13 protein-coding genes are annotated in these 20,023 nt (G+C 72.7%); all 13 read right to left on the reverse strand.

The window, feature by feature from the left end:
- Positions 1 to 613: 613 nt before the first annotated feature.
- Entirely contained in the window at positions 614 to 1,786 is a 1,173-nt protein-coding gene (locus AC6EXY_RS28275) for a glycoside hydrolase family 6 protein (RefSeq protein ID WP_101831951.1), read from the reverse strand.
- 167 nt (positions 1,787 to 1,953) lie between these two features.
- Positions 1,954 to 3,699 (reverse strand): galactose oxidase early set domain-containing protein, encoded by a 1,746-nt coding sequence (locus AC6EXY_RS28280; protein ID WP_243407525.1) that lies wholly within the window; start codon positions 3,697 to 3,699, stop codon positions 1,954 to 1,956.
- Positions 3,699 to 5,948: a glycosyltransferase family 2 protein gene (locus tag AC6EXY_RS28285; protein WP_499818062.1), complete on the reverse strand. Its 2,250-nt coding sequence runs from the start codon at positions 5,946 to 5,948 to the stop codon at positions 3,699 to 3,701. The genes AC6EXY_RS28280 and AC6EXY_RS28285 overlap by 1 nt, the downstream gene beginning before the upstream one ends.
- Positions 5,938 to 6,489, reverse strand: a complete 552-nt coding sequence (locus AC6EXY_RS28290; RefSeq protein ID WP_101831929.1) for a hypothetical protein — start codon at positions 6,487 to 6,489, stop codon at positions 5,938 to 5,940. Before AC6EXY_RS28290 ends, AC6EXY_RS28285 begins: the two co-directional genes overlap by 11 nt.
- A gap of 417 nt (positions 6,490 to 6,906) precedes the next feature.
- Positions 6,907 to 7,767 carry a sulfite exporter TauE/SafE family protein gene (locus AC6EXY_RS28295; protein ID WP_499818061.1) on the reverse strand — a complete coding sequence of 287 codons (861 nt, stop codon included), beginning with the start codon at positions 7,765 to 7,767 and terminating at the stop codon, positions 6,907 to 6,909.
- Positions 7,768 to 7,909: 142 nt separating this feature from the next.
- The gene (locus AC6EXY_RS28300; protein WP_101831931.1) at positions 7,910 to 8,365 is read right to left on the reverse strand and encodes a tellurite resistance TerB family protein; all 456 of its coding nucleotides are present in this window, start codon (positions 8,363 to 8,365) and stop codon (positions 7,910 to 7,912) included.
- 183 nt (positions 8,366 to 8,548) lie between these two features.
- Entirely contained in the window at positions 8,549 to 10,741 is a 2,193-nt protein-coding gene (locus AC6EXY_RS28305; RefSeq protein WP_165818377.1) for a phosphoinositide-specific phospholipase C-related protein, read from the reverse strand.
- Positions 10,742 to 10,880: 139 nt separating this feature from the next.
- Entirely contained in the window at positions 10,881 to 11,477 is a 597-nt protein-coding gene (locus AC6EXY_RS28310) for an adenylate kinase (protein WP_101831932.1), read from the reverse strand.
- A gap of 178 nt (positions 11,478 to 11,655) precedes the next feature.
- Positions 11,656 to 13,107 (reverse strand): glutamate synthase subunit beta, encoded by a 1,452-nt coding sequence (locus AC6EXY_RS28315; RefSeq protein WP_101831933.1) that lies wholly within the window; start codon positions 13,105 to 13,107, stop codon positions 11,656 to 11,658.
- Positions 13,100 to 13,261 carry a hypothetical protein gene (locus tag AC6EXY_RS28320; RefSeq protein WP_499818060.1) on the reverse strand — a complete coding sequence of 54 codons (162 nt, stop codon included), beginning with the start codon at positions 13,259 to 13,261 and terminating at the stop codon, positions 13,100 to 13,102. Before AC6EXY_RS28320 ends, AC6EXY_RS28315 begins: the two co-directional genes overlap by 8 nt.
- Positions 13,254 to 17,834 carry a glutamate synthase large subunit gene (gene gltB / locus AC6EXY_RS28325; protein ID WP_101831934.1) on the reverse strand — a complete coding sequence of 1,527 codons (4,581 nt, stop codon included), beginning with the start codon at positions 17,832 to 17,834 and terminating at the stop codon, positions 13,254 to 13,256. The genes AC6EXY_RS28320 and gltB overlap by 8 nt, the downstream gene beginning before the upstream one ends.
- 241 nt (positions 17,835 to 18,075) lie before the next feature.
- The gene (lgt, locus tag AC6EXY_RS28330; RefSeq protein ID WP_499818059.1) at positions 18,076 to 19,125 is read right to left on the reverse strand and encodes a prolipoprotein diacylglyceryl transferase; all 1,050 of its coding nucleotides are present in this window, start codon (positions 19,123 to 19,125) and stop codon (positions 18,076 to 18,078) included.
- 59 nt (positions 19,126 to 19,184) lie between these two features.
- Positions 19,185 to 20,012, reverse strand: a complete 828-nt coding sequence (gene trpA, locus AC6EXY_RS28335) for a tryptophan synthase subunit alpha (protein WP_101831936.1) — start codon at positions 20,010 to 20,012, stop codon at positions 19,185 to 19,187.
- Between the last annotated feature and the right edge of the window lie 11 nt (positions 20,013 to 20,023).

Genomic DNA, 20,023 nt, shown 5'->3' on the forward strand with positions numbered 1-20,023 from the left:
ATCTTCCCGGTGGGGACACCGTCCAGCACCGTGAACGCATGAAGATGCCCCTCGATGAACGCCTCCTGCCCCTGCGAAGCGAACACCCGGTGGACCGCCTTACCGGAATACGGCATTCGTAACGTGAGGTGTGGCGCCGCGGGCGGCGGCGGTGTCCGTCGAGACCGCCGTGACGACACCGGGCCGCGCCGACACCGTGCTCGACCCGCCGCTCGGCGCCAGGGCCACCTGCTCCAGCACGAATCCGGCGCAGACCATCAGCGCCGCGACCGCCCACAGCGACCGGGGCAACCCACGAAGGCCAGGAAGGCCAGGAAGGCGACGAGGTCCGGACCGGCCGCGACGGTGAGGCCGGGAGCGGGTCCGGGCGTGCGACACACGACCTCCGGATTCTGCTCGCGCCGGGGCCGGGGGCATCACGGCGGCCCATATCGGGCAAAGCATACTGACCGCCGTTGTGGGGCACTCGTCCGGTCAGCCGGAAATCTTCCGTTGCGGAAGTGTCCATTCCGTCACGGCGGCGAATACTCCGCGCACCGCGATGGCCCGGGCGCGCAGCCGATCAGGCGGCGCGGCGGCCTTTCATCCCCGTGCTCGTCCGGTCATCCGGTGCTCATTCCGAGGCGTTGCGGACGAGGTCCGTCGCCGCCCGCTGCCACCATGTCCCCGCGGACGGGTCGCCGCGGCCGCATTCCCCGTCGCTGGCGCCCGGTGTCTTCACCCACAGGAACGCGTCCGCGTGCGGATAGCCGGTCTCCGTCGTCGGCCGGATGCCAAGCCCGCGGCCCGGCGGATTACACCAGGCGTTCGCCAGGCCGCTGGCCGGGCCCCGGCCGTTGCGCGAGGTGTCGACCACGTAGTGGGCCCCGCCGAGCAGGCCGGCCACGATCTCGGCACGGCTGACCTCGTCGCCGGTGCGATAGTAGTTCGCGACGTTGACGGCGAACCCGCGGGCGTGGGCCACGCCCGCCTGCGCCAGGCGGCGGGCCATCTCGCCGGGCGCGATCCACCCGCAGTTGGCCCCGTCCAGGTAGACGCTCGTCGCCGGCAGGGAGGCGTAGACGTCGACGGCGTCACGCAACAGCACATAGCGCTCCGCCGCCTGGCCCGGGGCGAGCTCGTCGATCTGCCCGAGCGCGTCCGGCTCGAGGACGAGCACCGCCCGCGCCGCGCCGATGCCGGCGGCGACCTGCCTGGTGAACTGGCGGTAGGCGCCCGCGTCCGGCAGCCCGCCGGCCGAGAAGCCGGCGGCGACGTCACGATGCGGAATGGCATAGATCATGAAGACGGCGGTGGATCCGGACGCGGTCGCCGCGGCGGTGCGGGAGCGCACCTCGCCCGTCACGTCCGTGAGCCAGTCACCGACCGGGAAGGCGGTCGGCGTCTGGACCAGGGGGGCGATCGCCTGCGCGGTCGCCGGGTTCGCGGCCGCCACCTGCGCCGCCTGGCTGCGCGGGTCGACCAGGAACGGGCCCCGCGGCGCCCGGTCGCGCCCGGGGCCGGGGGCGCCCCCGGCGTCCTGGCCGCCGCCACTCTGCCCGGCCCCCGCCGGACAGCGGGTCGGGTCGGGAGCGGGCAAGGCCTTCGTGCTCGTCCCCGTGGCGCCCTGCCCACCGGCGTCCCGCTGCCCGCCACCCGCGTCCCGCGAGCCGCCCAGCCCACAGCCGGCGAGCAGGGCGGCGGCGAGCACTCCCGCGAGGGCGGTGCCGGCCCGCCCGCCGCGGGCGCGCGCCGAGGTCCGCCTCGGTGCCCACCCCGCCGTCCACCTCGACGTCGGCCTGGACATCGGCACGAAGGCACTCCTCCCTCTTGGCGGTGTCCTCACCGGCACGGTCCGTGACGTCCGGACCACCCGTCGGCACGGGCGGCCCGACCAGCACGGACGGCACGGACCGGGCGCGGGCCGCGGACCATCGCGGGCCGTCGCCCGGGCGTGACGGCCGCGCGCGGGCGCTACGGGGTCACGTGCACCCACGTCGCGACCGACGGCACGCCTGCCTCGTTGTCGGCGAAGAGCATGTACCAGTCACCCGGCAGCACGTTCGGATTGTCCGGCACGTTCACCGTGACCGTACCGTCCGCCTGGGCGGTGATCGGCAGAGCCACCGACCGTTGCTCGGTGTCGGTCACGTGCGTGTAGGCGCCGGGGCGGATCAACCGCACCTTGTCGATCTTCTGGGAGGCCTTGAAACTGACCGAGGTCGCCCGGCCGATCGTCGTCGGCGCGCCGCTGACGACCGGCCGCGGCCCGGCGTACAGGTAGGCGGGCGAGTAGATCTCGACCCTGGTCTCGAAGATGTTGTCGTCGGTGAGCGGGTTGGATCCGAACACCGCCACCCGGCCGTCGGGCAGCAGCAGGTACTCGGAGTGGTAGTCGCGGCCGACGTGCGGGTCGGCCACCCGGCGGAACCGGTTGGTGGCCGGGTCGTAGATCTCGGCGCTGAGCGTGTCCTTGGCCCGGTAGCGGCGCGAGCCACCGGCGACCAGCACCGTGTCGTCGGGCAGGACGACGGCGCCCGGGTAGCGCTTGGGCGAGCTGAGGTCCGGGCCGCGTTCCCAGGCGGGCTGCGGCTGGGTCAGGTCCACGATGGCGGTGCGGTCGGTCGCCACCTGGGTGTCACCCACGCCTCCACCGCCGATGAACATCACCTTCTGCTCCTGCGCCGGGGCGAGCATCACGGTGCCGGCCGTCTCGTTGACCTCGGGCAGCGGCAGGCCGGGAACAGCCTGGAAGGCGTTGTTCGTCAGGTTCCACAGCCCCGACTGGCGGGCCGCCAGCGACGCCGGTCCGTAGCCGGCGTTGGCCCCGGAGAAGAACAGCCGGCCGTCCGCGGCGAGCAGCAGCGACGGGTAGGTCGGGAACTCCTTGCGCAGGTCGGGATGCTGGATCCAGCTCGCGCTCTGGCTGTCGTAGGACTCGGTGTTGCCCGGGTCGATGTCGCCCTTCTCGTTGAGCCCCGACACCGCGACCACCGCGCCGTTGGCCAGCGTGACCAGCGTCGGGTACCACCGGGCGTGCGCGAGGAAGCCGGTCTTGACGTAGCGCTCGGCGATCGGGTCGAACAGGTAGGAGTCCTTGAGGCCCCGGTACTCCTTCTTCTTGCCGTCCGGCGAGTCCTGGGCCAGCACCTCGTACGCCTTGGTGCCGCCGGCGATGAGCAGGTCGCCGTTGGGCAGGAAGGCGTGCCCGGCGCAGAAGACGTCCCAGGGCGTGTAGACCTTCTGGAACGTGTTCGCCACCGGATCCCACAGGATGGTCTCGAACCGCTTGGCGTCGAAGGACTTCTTGTCGTTGCCGGAGCCGGCCATCAGCAGCACCTTGCCGGTGCGCAGCAGTGCCGCGTGGATCGAGCGGGAGCCGCTGTCCGCGACGATGTCCCAGCGCCCGTTGGCCCGCATGTAGTCGGGCTGGTGGGAGCGCCACTCGTTGTAGCGGTCGGACGCCCACGAGTTCATGTACGGGATGTTGCCGCCGAGGACCACCAGCACGATGACCGCGGCCTGCAGGATCCGGCGGCGGCGCCGGGACTTCGACGGCGTCGCGACGACCGGGGCCATCCGCGGGTCGTCGACCGGCTCCGGGGCGTCGACGGCGGGCAGGTTGCTCACCGTCGGCGCGTCGAGATCCGGGCGTGGGGTCGGACGGCCGCCCGGACGCGGATCCCCGCCGCCGCGCGGCGGGTGGGAACGGTCGGCCATCAGGCGAGCTCCTCGAGCATGCCGTCAGGAGAGACTCGGCGGCGGCGTGGCGTCAGGCGCATCGTGACGTCCTCGACGTAGGCCGGCTGGTCACCGGCTGCGGCGGCGACCCCGGCGAGCGCCTCCCGGCGCGAGGTCAGCACGGTGTCCTGGTCGACGCCGGCCGGCACCGGGGCGGGCAGCGACCGGGTGACGACGGTGTCCTGGTCGAGTGCGAGCCCACCGTCCCTGTCGCCGGGCCCGGCCCGGCCCGCGGCGGAGGCCGCCGGCGTCGCCGCGGCGGCCGGTTCCTGCGGGCGGCCGGCGGCGGGCCGGGCACGCCGGCCCGGCGGCTTGTGGGCCGGGTCGCGCCGCGGGATCTGCGACGGCGAGATGGTGATGGTGTCCGCCGTGACGCCGGTGGCCAGGCCGGCGATCTCCTCGGGGATCCGGACATCCTCAGTGACCGGATCCGCGAAGGCGGCGGCCACGACGGCCGCCACCTCCTCCGTGACCGGATCGGCCGGGTAGGCCCGGGCGGGTTCCGGGGATCGTCGCGGGGCGGGGACGTGCGCGGCGGGCAGCGGGTTCGGCGCGGCGGCGCGGCGCGGCGCCAGGAACAGTTCGAGGCGCCACAGCCCGATCGGCAGCAGGCAGGTCAGCAACGACAGCGAGACCCACACCATGTTCGCCGGGTACAGGTGGCCGAGCGCGGCGGCCGCAGCGATCGACCCGGCCGACCAGGCCGCCCAGAACAGGTGTTTGCGGAAGGTCAGCAGGCGGTCGGGGCTCGCCTGGTCGCCTTTCGGGGTCACGACGAAGCCGAGCTTGCGCCGGAACACCGCACCAACGAGCGCCGTCGAGTAGAACGGCGTGCACAGCACCGAGACGAAGATGCCGGACATGCCGGCGCTGCCGGGTTCCTCGTGCGGGCTGGTGTTGAACCGGCGCAGCCAGAAGTACAGCAGCAGCCGGGCCGCGAACACGTCGATATACAGCGCGAGCCAGGCCGAGACGTGCACGACGACGCCCGTGGACCCCAACGCCATGTAGGTGGTCGTCAGAATCATGCCGAGGATCCAGGTGAGCGCCACCGTCGGGTAGTGCAGCATCAGGGTCGCGTAGTGCAGCCGCGGCCCCCAGGACAGCCGGCGCATCCGGCCCGCCGCCTCGGTGACCAGCACCTCGTTCGCGCCACGGGCCCAGCGCAGCTGCTGGCTGAAGAAGTCGGTCCAGGTGGCGGGCCCCTCCCCGACCGCCACGACGTCGGGGGTGTACACCGACGTCCAGCGGTGCCGCGTCACCGGGTTGCGCGCGCCGTGGACCGCGAACGACGTCGCGAGATCCTCGGTGATCGAGTCCTGGAAGCCGCCGATCTGCCGCCACGTCTCGACGCGGTAGGCGTGGTTCGTGCCGACGAACATGCCGCAGGCGAACCGGTTGGCCGCGCGCTGGACGACCGAGTGGAACATGTAGTTCTGCGCCTCGGCGCCGCGGGTGAGGTAGTGCCGGAAGTTCCCGTACACCTGGGGGCCGACGACGAAGGCGACGTTCGGATCCCGGAAATAGCCGAGCATCCGCTGGGCGAAGTTCGGCAGCGGAATATGGTCCGGGTCGACCGAGAGCACCACGTCGTATGCGTCGCCGTGCGCGTCGAGCCAGGAGTTGTGGTTACCGTGCTTCGTCTTGGCCCGGAAACTTCCGCGCGCGGTGTTCCAACGTTCCACGCCCTTGCGCGAGAAATGGTTGACGCCGATCTCGGCGCACATCGCGCGCACCGCGGGATCGTTTCCCTCGTCCAGCAGCCAGACGTCGATCGTCGAGTCGTGGCGGATGTTGCGGGCCGCGATGAGGGTGTCCCGGACGACGTCGAGCGGTTCCTTCGCCGGCACGATCGTCGTGGTGAACGCGACCCGCAGTCCGCGCGGCGGGCGGACCGGGATGGGGTTGCGCATGATGAACGCCGACCAGCACAACGTGATCGAGTTCAGCAGGCGGATGCCCTCGGTGATCACGATCAGCCAGAACATGACCGCGTTGCCGACCGAGACCGCGGTCGGCAGGTACTTCGCGTGCGGGTAGTGCTGCGGCTGGATCAGCCAGACGAAGAACAGCGACGACAGTCCCACCGTCGCGACAAGCTGTGGCAGCACCTGGTAGAGGTGCCGGCCAACCATGATCTTGCGGTACGCGACGTGGTACTCGCCGCTTGTCGGCGGTTCCCGCAGCGGACCGGCGAGCGTCGAGAACGAGGCGTAGTCATAGGCCATGGTCGGCTCCGGAGCGTCCCCCGCCGGGGCCCGCCGCGGGGCGGCGGCTGAGCACCAGCCAGGTGGCCGCCGCGGCGGCCATCACGGCGCCGGCCAGGACGGTGACCCACAGCCAGGCGCCGACCGTGCCCACCGCGACCGGTTCGTCGGTCTGGAAGGTGCCGATCCGCAGGCGCCCGATGCGGTGCACGTCCGGATCGGCGGCGTGCAGTTCACCCAGCGCGAGCCCCGCGACGGCCAGCCCCGCGGCCACCAGCGGCAGCGCCAGCGCCGTGCGCCCGCTCCAGCGCGCCAGCACGCACAGCACCACCGCGAGCAGCCCGAGCGCGACCACCAGCGGCCCGTTGGGACGCAGGTCCCAACCAGTACGGGTGACGACCAGCAGGTCCGCGCCACGGTCAGACAGGGTCGCGTGGGCCCAGCCGCGCGGCACCGCCAGCGCCGCCAGCAGGCCGGCGAGCCCGCACAGCGCCAGCGACCGTTCCCGCCACGGCCGCGGGGAGACCGCCGCTGTGCCGGGCGTCGGGTCCGAGCCGGTCATCGGCGACCCGCCCCGGTGATCGGTTCGTCGTGGAACACGCAATCCCTCCCAGCGCACGGCCGCGCGTGGTATGCGCACCTGGCCAACCCGCGTGCCGTGCCGCGATATCGCGCCACCCCTTGGCACGACCGGACCTGTCCGCCCGCGCGGACACGCCCGACAGCACCGGCCGACAGGCGCGCAGCGGCGCAAGAATGGTGCGCCGTCCGCACAGGAGTTCCGTTACGTCAGCGTTCCCGCGGAACACCGCGAATACAGATTATGCAGCGGCGGTCGAATAGCAGACGGCCGGGGGTCGGGCAGCCGGCCGGCACGTTACAGTAACGTGAGAGTTATCGTTGCGGGTGACGTGCTTTTGGCCGTGCAATCCGGCGGCCGGGTGGTGCGGACGGTGGCAGAACCGCGCCGCAGCGGTGGCTAGCCGCGCACCAGCAGGACGACGGCGACGACCACGCCGAGTGTGATCACAGCCGCCCGCAGCAGGTCCGGGCGCAGCCGGCGGGCGATCCGGGCGCCGAGCAGGCCGCCGACCAGCGACGCGACGACCAGGATGCCGGCGTAGCCCCAGGCGACCCGCGCCGTGATGAGGAACACCACGACGCCGACCGCGTTCACGCCGAAGGAGAGCAGCGTCTTGAGCGCGTTGGTCCGCTGGAGCTCATCCGCGAGCAGGATCCCGAGCACGCCGAGCAGCAGGACGCCGAGCCCCGCCCCGAAGTACGAGCCGTACATCCCGGCCACCAGCACACCGATCCGCGTCGGCCAGGTGACGGGCTGGCCGACCGCGAGCGGCTGGGTGGGCGGGCCCGCCGGCGGCGATGCCGCGCCGGGAACCGCCGGCGCCGGCCCGGGACGCGGCGCGCCGGGGCCGGCGCGGCTGGACGAGGATGCCCGCCGGCGCGCGACCACGGCGGCCAGGCGGGTCTGCACCGCGAGCAGCAGGCAGGAGGCGAGGACCAGGAACGGGACCACGGTCCGGAAGCTCGACGAGGGCGTGGCGAGCAGGATCACCGCGCCGAGGATCCCGCCGAGCACCGCCGGCGGGGCGAGCGCGCGCAGCCGGTCCACCTGGTCGGCGAGCTCACGGCGATAGCCCAGCGCGCCGCCCGCGTACCCGGTGACCAGGCCGACTGACGAGGTGATGTTGGCGGTCAGCGCCGGCAGCCCGGCGGCCAGCAGGGCCGGGAAGGCGATGAGCGTACCGCCGCCGGCGATGGCGTTGACGGCACCGGCGAGCAGGCCCGCGGCGGCGGTGAGCGCGGCACCGCCTGGGCCCACCTGACCTCCTCGTCCCATCCGACCTGCGCGTTCTCGCTGCCGGTCTGCCCGAGCATCCAACCACCTGGGCGGAGATGGGTGCGGATGTGACGTGGTCGGCGCGCGACCGGGCGGCCGCGCGCCGACCCCGGACTAGAGGGGACTAGAGGTCGAACTCCTCCGGGTTGATCCCGACGGCGAAGCACGCCTCGCGTACGACGGCCTGCTCGCTCTTGTCGAAGGAGCCGTCCGCGCCGCCGATGACGATCCCGATCTGGATGACCGCGCGCGCCTCGGCCGGCTTCTTCTTGGTCTTCCCGATGTCCTGCAGCACGGACACCTTGCCGAACTCGAAGTCGGCCTGCAGCTTCGTGACGTACTCGTTGAAGCGGCGCTGCAGGTCGTCGGCGGGAAAGTTGTTGAGCACATCGTTGGAGACAATCAGGGAGGCCACCCGCTGCCGCTCGGCCGGGTCGATCGTGCCGTCCGCGGCGGCGACCAGCGCACAGATCGCCATGCTCGCGTCGCGGAAGGCGCCGCTCTTCAGGTCGTTCTTCTTCGCGGTCAGCTGGCCCTGCATCGTCTGGGCCGACTGACGCAGCTGGTTCCAGATAGGCACCTCGGCTCCCTCGCACGGGTGGATGCCCGGACGCCGGGGCGCCCGGACGGTGTGGCGTCGCTCAGCTGAGCGACGCGGCGGCGTCCTCGCAGGGTGAACGCACGGTCGGCCGCCCATGCTCCCACCGGGCGATGCCTCTGCGGCGAACATCACGCGGCGCGCTGACGGACGAGGGACGTCGGGTCAGCCGCCGACGGCCGGACCGGTCGACGTCGGGACGCGGTTGAGACGGTCGACGGCGACCTGCGCCGACCCGATCGTCGAGAAGTCGACGGCGACGAACGTGGGTCGCCGCCCCTGGTCCGCCTCGCAGCGCTCGGCGCGCGCCACGATGGTGCCGGCGGCGTTCGACCCGAGCGCGGAGCGCCGGCTCGGCGCGGCGTCGGTGAGCCAGTGGTTCATCAGCAGCAGGCCGGCGCCGGCCGTGCCGCGGTTACGCGGGCAGGCGCGCAGATCCTGCGGGCGCTTCGCGTCGAACGGCGTGTCGGTGGCGTACCGGTAGAACCCGCGCAGGAACGTGCCGGGCAGGTCCTGGCGCTCGGTGAGGACGACGAGCCGCCGCCCCGAATCGATCATGGATCGCAGGGTCGGCCAGCGGCCGTGCGGATCAGCCGGGGGCGTCGCGACCATGTCCGCGAGCCCGGCGGCGGCGACACCGCCGGCGATCTCGCTGGCCGGCACGTCGTCGTCCTGGATGATCAGGGTGACGACCTCGGTGGGGTTGCGGGTCATCCAGTCCCGCACGGCCCCGAGCTCGGCGGTGAGGTCCGTCGCGCCGAGCTGGCACAGGTCGTGGCACAGCCAGACGCCCGGCCGCTGCGAGACGGCGCCCCGGGCCAGCGGCGCGAGCGCGTCGCGGGTCCGCGCCGGCAGGCCAGCCAGGTACGTCTCGACCTGCGCGGCGGGCGTCCAGTGGTGGACGTCGAGCAGCAGCGCCCGCACCCCGAGGTCGAGCTGGTGGGTGATCGTCGGGTCCTGGGACGGGCCGAGGAAGCGGTCCTCGCTGTTCGCCATCGCGTTGTGAGTGGCGAGGTAGGTCACCTGGTCGTAACGCCGGTCGCACAGCACCGGGCTCGACTCGCACAGCTGGCGGGCCTCCGCGGCGGCCCCCGGGAACGCCGTCCAGGTGACGGTGACCATCACCGGGACGGTGAGGGCGAACGCGGTGGCGACCCGGCGGCGCCGGCCCGTCCGGTTCCACCGCGCGGAGATCGCGACCAGCAGCGACAGTCCCCCGGCGGCGAGGCCGACGACCAGCGTCCAGGCCACGACGCGCAGGTAGTCGCCCTCCACCGCGCCGTAGGCGCGCCGGGAGAAGTCGACCAGCACCGCGCTCGCGCCGGGCGGCAGCGGCGAGTGCGGCCCGGCGAGCGGGCGTAGCGGATTGGGCAGACCCAGGCGCAGGCCGACGCCGAGCAGAGCGGCGCCGGCGCCGGCGGCCACCACCGCGGTCGCCGCGGCCCGCACCCGGGACACCCCGCGGTAGCCGGCGAGCACCACGATCCCGGCCAGCGCGCCGGCCATGACCACGCTGAGCAGCACCGTCAGCCAGCCCAGCGTCGCGGCGACGTCGTGCAGTCGGTCGATCGCGCGGATCGCCGGCTGATCGCGCAGGTCCGACAGGCGCACCCCGAGGTCGAGGGTGGACCCGCGCAGCGACGTCCGCAGGCTGGTGGTGGCCCGCTCGTCGCCCTGGAAGAGCTGCGGGCCGACCAGGGCGAGCGCGCCGGCGACGTCCCCGGCCCGCAGCATCGCCCGCAGCTGGGGGCCGACCCGGTCGCGGGTCGCGGGATCGACCCGGTCGAGGATGACGGGCAGGACCCGATCGGTGTCCTGGGCCGTCAGCTCGATGGTGGGCAGCGACCGCGGCGGGCGGCCGGCGGCGATGTCGTCGAGCGTGCTCAGCACACCCTGGGTGAAGTCCTGCACGGAGGCGGCCCGGTAGGTGGAGCCGGATCCGAGCTCCCCGGCGATGTACCGGTTCGCCAGACCCGAGATGTTGCCGAAGATCGGCCGCAGGTCGACGGCCAGCTCGACGTCGCCGGTGCGGGCACGCAGGTAGTCGACGATGCGGGTGATCTGCTCGTCCGTCATCGCCTGCACCGTCGCCGGCGGCAGGACGGTACGCAGGTTCGCGGTGACGAGGCTGGAGTCGATCGGCAGGCCGGCCAGCAGGGTGTCGACCGCCGGGTCGGGCAGCACCTCGGTGTAGAGGCGGTCATAGGCGTGGGCCCGGTCGAGCGACTGGGAGTAGAAGGCCGGGTTGAGCACCGTCCGCGACGCGGTGATGATCACGACCAGCGGCAGCCAGCACAGCACCACCAGGGCCACCAGCCCGACATGCGCGACACGCCGGCCACGGGTGTTTCCGCCCACCACCAGCACGATATCGCGCGGCGGCGCCCGTCCATCACGCCGGGCGGACGGGTACGGCGCCAGTCACACCGGCTGGTCCGGCGCCGCACGGGCCCAGGGCAGGTGCGGATCGGGCAGCGTAGGCCCAGATCAGCGGCGCTCAGCCGCCCAGGCGCAGCTCGGGGTGGGTGACGTCGGCGAGCACCGCCTCGATGCGCTCGGCGACCTCGTCGGGGCTGCCCGCACCGTCGATGGTGCGCAGCAGGCCGGCCTGCTGGTAGTACCGGCGCAGCGGTGCGGTCTCCTCGGCGAAGACCTTCATCCGCCGCCGTGCGGTGTCCTCGGTGTCGTCGAGGCGGTCCTCGAGACGCGCGCGGCGGCGGATGCGGTCGAGCACCTCGTCGATGTCGACGTCGAGGTCGATGACGGCGTCGAGCGGGCCGCAGGTGACGGCGAGCATCCGGTCGAGGGCCTCGGCCTGCGGGAAGGTCCGCGGGAAGCCGTCGAGCAGGAAGCCGACCGCACAGTCGACACTGCCCTCGAGCCGCTCGCCGACGATGTCGAGGACGATCTCGTCGGGGACGAGCTCGCCGGCGCGGACGTACCGCTCGGCGCGGCGGCCCAGCGGCGTGCCGGCGGCGATCTGCCGGTCGAACAGCTGGCCCGTGGAGATCGCCGGGATGCCATGCCGGGCGCTGATACGCGCACCCTGCGTTCCCTTGCCGGAACCGGGGGGACCGAGCAGCACGAGCCTCATGGCACAGGACGGTACCGCCACCGGCGACGCTTCCCACCGCCGATCTCGGTCAATCGGCGCACTTCCCGCGGGGAGCAACACAGATCACAGCACTTTCTCACCCGACGCGCAGGTATGACCACGCAGACGTGTCACCCGCGGCGCCGCCCGCCACCCCCGGCCGGCGGCGCCGTCCAGGTCAGCGGCGGGTCGGGGTGATCGGATCCGGCAGGTCCGTGCTGCCCATCAGGTAGCGGTCCACCGCGGCCGCGGCCGAGCGCCCCTCCGAGATCGCCCAGACGATGAGCGACTGGCCGCGGCCCATGTCGCCGGCGACGAACACGCCGGGCACCGACGTCGACCAGCCGGCGTCGCGCGCCACGTTGCCGCGGGCGTCGAGCTCGACGCCGAGGTCGGCGAGCAGGCCCGGCCGCTCCGGACCGGTGAAGCCCATCGCGAGCAGCACGAGCTCGCAGGGCAGCTCGACGTCGGTTCCCTCGACCTTCTCGAACCGGCCGCCCTCGAAGCGCACCTCGTGCATGCGCAGCGCGCGGACGTTGCCGCCGTCGTCGCCGTCATCGCCGAGGAAGCGCTCGGTGGACACGGCGAACACCCGTTCGCCGCCCTCCTCGTGCGCGCTCGACACCCGGTAGATGATCGGGTACGAGGGCCACGGGTTGGCCGGCGCCCGCAGCTGCGGCGGCCGCGGCATGATCTCCAGCTGGTGCACGGAGGCCGCACCCTGGCGGTGCGAGGTGCCCAGGCAGTCCGCGCCGGTGTCGCCACCTCCGATGATCACGACCCGCTTGCCGGCCGCGGAGATCGGCGAGGCGTCCAGCTCGCCGAGCGCGACCCGGTTCGCCGGGGTGAGGAACTCCATCGCCAGGTGGATGCCGCCGAGCGCGCGCCCGGGCACCGGCAGGTCGCGGCCGACCGTCGACCCACCGGCCAGCACCACCGCGTCGTAGGAGGAGCGCAGCTCGTCCGCGGTGATGTCCACGCCGACATTGCAGGAGGTGACGAACGAGGTGCCCTCGGCCTCCATCTGGGCGAGGCGCCGGTCGAGGACGCTCTTCTCCATCTTGAACTCGGGGATGCCGTAGCGCAGCAGACCGCCGGCCTTGTCGGCCCGTTCATAGACGACGACGTCGTGCCCGGCGCGGGTGAGCTGCTGGGCGGCGGCGAGCCCCGCCGGCCCGGAGCCGACGACCGCGATCCGCCTGCCGGTGCGCACCGACGGCGGCACCGGGACGACCGTCCCGTCGGCGAAGGCCCGGTCGATGATGCTGACCTCGACCTGCTTGATCGTCACCGGGTCGTCCCCGATGCCGAGCACGCAGGCGGCCTCGCACGGCGCCGGGCACAGCCGCCCGGTGAACTCGGGGAAGTTGTTCGTCGCGTGCAGCCGCTCGATCGCGTCGGTCCAGTCACCGCGCCGGGTCAGGTCGTTCCACTCGGGGATGATGTTCCCGAGCGGGCAGCCGTTGTGACAGAACGGGATACCGCAGTCCATGCACCGGGCGGCCTGCGCGCGCAGGTCCTCCTCCGGGAAGGGCTGGTAGACCTCGTTCCAGTCCTGGAGGCGCACGTCGACCGGCCGGCGGGTCGGCAGCTCCCGGCGGTTCTTCAGGAAGCCAGTCGGGTCAGCCATGCCACTCCTCGCGAATACGCGCGGGCCCCTCGGCCCAGGTCCAGGTCAGCTCGTGGTCGCCGGCGAGCGCGGCGGCGCGGATCGGCGCGGCGCTCGCGGCCGGCGCGGCGCTCGCGGCCGGCGCGGCGAGAAGCGCCCACCCGGTCTCAGCCACGGGTCGACGCCATGATCTCCTCGTCGACGACGAGGCCCTGCTCCTCGGCGCGCCGCATCACGGCCAGCACCCGCTTGTAGTCGCGCGGCATCACCTTGCGGAACGCGCCGCGCACGCTCTCCCAGTCGGCGTACAGCCGGGCGGCCGTCGTCGAGCCGGTCTCGCGGCGGTGGCGGACCAGCAGGTCCCGCACGATCGACTCGTCGGCGCCGTCGAGCTCCTCGACGTCCACCATCTCGCCGTTGATCCGCCCCTCGACCGGCTCGTACAGGTACGCCACGCCACCGCTCATGCCGGCGGCGAAGTTGCGCCCGATCGGCCCGAGCACGAGCACGGTGCCGCCGGTCATGTACTCGCAGCCGTGGTCGCCGACGCCCTCGACGACCGCCGTCGCCCCCGAGTTGCGCACACAGAAGCGCTCCCCGACGATGCCGCGGAAGAACGCCTCCCCCGCCGTCGCCCCGTAGAGCAGGACGTTGCCGGCGACGATGTTCTCCTCGGCGCGCAGCGGCGACTCCTTCGGCGGGAAGACGAAGATCTTGCCGCCGGACAGGCCCTTGCCCGTGTAGTCGTTCGCGTCGCCCTCGAGGGTCAGGGTCATGCCACGGGGCACAAACGCGCCGAAGCTCTGGCCCGCCGACCCGGTGAAGCGCAGCTGGATGGTGTCATCCGGCAGGCCGGCGGCACCGTAGCGCTTCGTCACCTCGTAGCCGAGCATCGTGCCGACGGTGCGGTTGACGTTGCGGATCGGCATCTCCAGCCACACCGGCCGGCCCTCGTCGAGCGCCCCCTCACACAGCTGGATCAGCGAGTTGTCCAGCGCCTTGTCCAGCCCGTGGTCCTGGCTGGAGGTGCTGTGCAGCTCGCCGCCGAAAGGCCGCTCGGGGGTGTGCAGCAGCGGGGTGATGTCGAGCCCGGAGGCCTTCCAGTGCTCCACCGCCGTGCGGGCGTCGAGCAGGTCCACCCGGCCGACGGCCTCCTGCAGGGTGCGGAAGCCCAGTGCCGCGAGGTAGGCACGGACCTCCTCGGCGATGTAGAGGAAGAACGCCTCGACGAACTCGGGCTGGCCGGTGAACCGCTCGCGCAGCACCGGGTTCTGGGTGGCGACGCCGACCGGGCAGGTGTCGAGGTGACAGACGCGCATCATCACGCAGCCGGCGACGACCAGCGGCGCGGTGGCGAAGCCGAACTCCTCGGCGCCGAGCAGCGCGCCGACGATGACGTCCCGACCGGTCTTGAGCTGGCCGTCGACCTGCACGACGATCCGGTCGCGCAGCCCGTTGAGCAGCAGGGTCTGCTGCGTCTCGGCCAGGCCCAGCTCCCAGGGGGCGCCGGCGTGCTTGAGCGAGGTCAGTGGGGACGCGCCGGTGCCGCCGTCGTGCCCGGAGATGAGCACCACGTCGGCGTGCGCCTTCGACACCCCGGCCGCGACCGTGCCGACGCCGACCTCGGCGACGAGCTTGACGTGCACCCGCGCCTTCGGGTTGGCGTTCTTCAGGTCGTGGATGAGCTGGGCGAGGTCCTCGATCGAGTAGATGTCGTGGTGCGGCGGCGGGGAGATCAGGCCCACGCCGGGGGTGGAGTGCCGTGTCCTCGCGATCCACGGGTAGACCTTGTGGCCGGGCAGCTGGCCACCCTCGCCGGGCTTGGCGCCCTGCGCCATCTTGATCTGGATGTCGTCGGCGTTCGTCAGGTAGTCGCTGGTCACGCCGAAGCGGCCGGAGGCGACCTGCTTGACCGCGCTGCGGCGCAGGTCACCGTTGGCGTCGGGGACGAAGCGGCGGGCGTCCTCGCCGCCCTCACCGGTGTTCGACTTGCCGCCGAGCCGGTTCATCGCGATGGCGAGCGTCTCGTGTGCCTCGGCGCTGATCGAGCCGTAGCTCATCGCGCCGGTCGCGAACCGCCTGACGATCTCCGAGACCGGCTCGACCTCGTCGATCGGCACCGGCGGGCGCACGCCCGTGCGCAGCTCGAACAGGCCGCGCAGGGTCGAGTTCTCCCGGGACAGCTCGTCGACCTTGTCGGTGTACTGCTGGAAGACGTCGAACTGGCGGGTGCGGGTGGCGTGCTGGAGCAGGAAGACGGTCTCGGGGTTGAACAGGTGGATCTCGCCCTCGCGCCGCCACTGGTACTCGCCGCCGACCTCCAGGCCGCGGTGCGCGAGCTCGGAGGAGACCCGCGGGTAGGCCCGGCGGTGCCGGGCGGCGACCTCCGCGGCGACGACGTCGAGGCCGACGCCGTCGAGGCGCGACGGGGTGCCGACGAAGTAGCGGTCGACGAACTCCTGGGCGAGGCCGATCGCCTCGAAGACCTGCGCGCCGGTGTAGCTGGCGACCGTGGAGATGCCCATCTTGGACATCACCTTCAGCACGCCCTTGCCGAGCGCCTTGATCAGGTGCTTCTCGGCCTGCTCGGGGGTGACGCCGACGACCTCGCCCTCGGCGATCAGCCCGCCCACCGACTCGAACGCCAGGTAGGGGTTGACCGCCACCGCGCCGTAGCCGGTGAGCAGGGCGATGTGGTGGACCTCGCGGGCGTCGCCGCACTCGACGATGAGCCCGACCTTCGTCCTCGTCCGCTCCCGGATCAGATGGTGGTGCACGGCCGCGGTGAGCAGCAGCGACGGGATCGGCGCCTTGCGCTCGTCGGAGTCACGGTCGGAGAGCACGACGATGCGCGCGCCGTCCGCGATCGCCTCGCTGACCCCGGCACAGATCTCGTCGAGCCGCGCAGCGAGCGCCTCTCCCCCGCCGTCGACGTCGTACAGGCCGCGCACCGTCACCGAGGCGAAGCCGGGCATGTCGCCGTCGTCGTTGATGCCAACGATCTTGGCGAGCTGGCCGCTGCTGATCACCGGGTAGGGCAGGTGCACCATCCGGCACGACGCCGGGCTCGGCGCGAGCAGGTTGCCCTCCGGACCCAGCGTGCGCCCGAGGCTGGTGACCAGCTCCTCCCGGATCGCGTCCAGCGGCGGGTTCGTGACCTGCGCGAACAGTTGGGTGAAGTAGTCGAACAGCAGCCGGGGGCGGGCCGAGAGCACCGCGACGGGCGTGTCGGTGCCCATCGAGCCGATCGGCTCCGCGCCCGTGCGCGCCATCGGCGCGACGAGGACCCGCAGCTCCTCCTCGGTGTAGCCGAACACCTGCTGACGGCGCAGCACCGACGAGTGGCCGTAGATGACCTGCTCGCGGTCGGGCAGGTCATCAAGCGAGATCAGCCCGGCGTGCAGCCACTCCGCGTACGGCGCGGCGTTCGCCAGCTCGGTCTTGACCTCCTCGTCGCTGACGATGCGGCCCTGCGCGGTGTCGACGAGGAACATCCGGCCCGGCTGCAGCCGGCCCTTGCGCACCACCTTGTGCGGCGGGATGTCGAGCACGCCGACCTCGGAGGCCATCACGACCAGGCCGTCGTCGGTCACCCAGTAGCGGGACGGGCGCAGACCGTTGCGGTCGAGGACGGCGCCGATGACCGTGCCGTCGGTGAAGGCGATCGACGCCGGGCCGTCCCACGGCTCCATGAGCGTCGAGTGGAACTGGTAGAAGGCGCGCAGCGCCGGATCCATCTCGGCGTGGTTCTCCCACGCCTCCGGAATCATCATGAGCACCGCGTGCGGCAGGCTGCGCCCGCCCAGGTGCAGCAGCTCCAGCACCTCGTCGAAGCTCGCCGAGTCGCTCGCGCCCTCGGCGCAGATCGGGGACAGCCGGGACAGGTCGCCGGGGATGAGGTCGCTGGCCAGCAGCGCCTCGCGGGCCCGCATCCAGTTCCGGTTGCCGCGAACGGTGTTGATCTCGCCGTTGTGGGCGACGAAGCGGTACGGGTGGGCCAGCGGCCAGCTCGGGAAGGTGTTCGTCGAGAACCGGCTGTGCACCAGCGCGATGGCGCTGGAGAAACGGGGATCGTCGAGGTCCGGGAAGTACGCCGAGAGCTGGTGGGTGGTCAGCATCCCCTTGTAGACCAGGGTGCGCGAGGACAGCGACGCCATGTAGACGCCGGTCTCCCGGCGGATCCGCTTGCGCACGCAGAACGCGCGCCGCTCCAGGCCGGCCACGTCGAACCCACCGTCGCCGCCGTCGGCCGGCGCCTGCGCACCCGCCACACCGTTCGCCTCGGTTCCCGCCAGGCTGCCCGGCAGGGCGAGGAACAGCTGGCGCATCCGCGGCTCCACCTCGCGGGCCGCGTGCCCGACGATGTGACTGACGGTGGGCACCTCGCGCCAGCCGAGCACCCGCAGGCCCTCCTGGCGGACGATGCGGCTGATCGTGCGCACCGCCTCGTCCCGCTCGCCGGCGACCTGCGGCAGGAAGGCGATACCGACCGCGTAACGCCCGGGGGCCGGCAGCGCGAAGTCGACGACGTCGCGCAGGAACAGGTCCGGGACCTGGACGAGGATGCCGGCCCCGTCGCCGGTATCCGGGTCGCTGCCCGACGCGCCGCGATGATCGAGATTGCGCAGGACGGTCAGGCCCTGGTCGACCAGCTCATGGCTGCGACGACCGTGCACGTCGACGACGAAGCCGACACCACAGGCGTCGTGTTCGAAGGTGGGGTCGTAGAGACCTTGCGCACTCGGCATCCGGCGAAGTCCTGTCCGTCTTCAGGGGCTGAAGGAGAGGCGGACGACGCTGTCCGAGGGTGGATCATGGCATGACGACGCTGGCCCAGCGGCTGTATGCCTCCCGTCGAGTGTGCCACGCGTAGCGGCGATACGCCTTGATCATATATGTCCCGGAGATCACAGCCGTATAACGTCACATTTCCCGGCATCCCCCCGAGCGGCCCGGTAATGGCATCGCCGCCGAGACGTCACCCCGCGTTCATCGCGTCCCGGTGCTCGACGCGTTCGCCTCGCTCGACGCATTCGTCTGACGTGGCGCATCCGCCTGGCCTGGCGCGTCAGCCTGGCTCGACGTGCCGTCCGTGGCGTCGTCGGTGGGCGCGCCGTCGTCCGCCGGCGAACCATCCCCCACGGTCTCGCCCTCGCCTGCGCCCGTGGACCCGCTGGACGTGCCGGCGGGGCGGCGGGCGCCCCTGCCCGCGAGGCCGAGCTCCCGCTGCTCCGCCGCGGAGACGTCCTGGTCGACGGGGCTGCGGTTGACCACCAGCGCGACGACCGCCGCGACGCAGACCAGCATCGACGTCCAGACGTTCACCCGCAGGCCGAGCACGTGATCGGCCGTGTCGATGCGCAGCAACTCGATCCACAGCCGGCCGAACGTGTACAGGGCCACGTACAGGGCGAACAGGCGCCCGCGGCCGAGGCGGTGACGCCGGTCCACATAGAACAGGATCCCGGCGACGGCGAGGTTCCAGAGGAATTCGTAGAGAAACGTCGGGTGGTATGTGGCGATGTCGGGATAGACCCGATGGGCCGTGTCGATGTGCAACGCCCAGGGCAGCGTGGTGGGCCGACCGTACAGCTCCTGGTTGAACCAGTTCCCCCAGCGGCCGATGGCCTGGGCCAGGACGATGCCGGGCGCGGCCGCGTCGGCGAACAGGGCGAGGCTGATCCCGAGGCGGCGGGCGGCGATCCACGCGCCGAGGGCGCCGCCGGCGATCGCGCCCCAGATGCCGAGGCCGCCGTTCCAGATCTTCACCACGTCGCCCACGCGCCCGTTGGCGCCGAAGTAGGGGTCCGGCGTGCTGAGGACGTGGTAGATGCGGGCCCCGACGATCCCGAAGGGAACCGCCCAGAAGGCGATCTCGCTGGCGATCTCGGGCTCCAGGCCGCGGGCGCGCAGCCGGCGGCCGGTGACCACGATGGCGACCACGATCCCGATAATGATCATCAGGGCGTAGGCGCGCAGCGGCACCGGCCCGAGATGCACCACACCGCGGGACGGACTGGGGATGGCGGCGACTACCACGGTGGTCAGGCTATCTCGGCGCCTGGGGTCGACGGCGATCGGGACGTGGCGAACGGTTGTCAGGCGGACGCGGGCACGGCCGCGCGCACCCCCGCCGCCAGGTCGGCGGCCAGGGCCCGGATGCCGTCCAGAGCGGCGGCCTCACCGAGGCCGCGGCGTTCGGCGTCCAGCAGCACCCGCACCAGCGCGGAGCCGACGATGACGCCGTCGGCGAATCCCGCGACCTGGGCGGCCTGGGCCGCCGTGCTGACCCCGAGACCCACCGCCACCGGCAGTGTCGTCGCCGCGCGGACCCGCTCGACCAGGCTCGCGGCCTGTTCCCCGACCTCGGCGCGCGCCCCGGTTACGCCCATCAGCGAGGCCGCGTAGACGAACCCGCGGGCGATACCGGCGACCCGCCGGATCCGCTCGTCCGACGAACTCGGGGCCACCAGGAACACCGAGTCCAGGCCGTGCTCGGCGCTGGCGGCGAGCCAGGGGCCCGCCTCCTCGGGCGGCAGATCGGGGGTGATCGTTCCGGCCCCGCCGGCGGCGGCGAGGTCGACGGCGAAGCGGGCCGGGCCGTAGCGGTCGATCGGGTTCCAGTAGGTCATGACGACGGTCGGAGCGCCGGTCGTGGCGACGGCCTCGACGGTGCGCAGCACGTCCCGGGTCGTCACCCCGCCGCGCAGCGCCGCGTCGGCGGCATCCTGGATGACCGGCCCGTCCATCGTCGGGTCGGAGTAGGGCAGGCCGACCTCCACCACGTCGACGCCGGCCTCGACCATCGCCCGCATTGCGGCGATCGCGCCGTCGACCGTGGGATACCCGGCCGGCAGGTAGCCGACCAGCAGCGACCGGCCCTCCTCGCGGGCCGCCGCGAAACACGCGTCCAACCGGCTGTGCATCGTGCGTCCGT

This window comes from Frankia sp. RB5 (assembly GCF_059816245.1).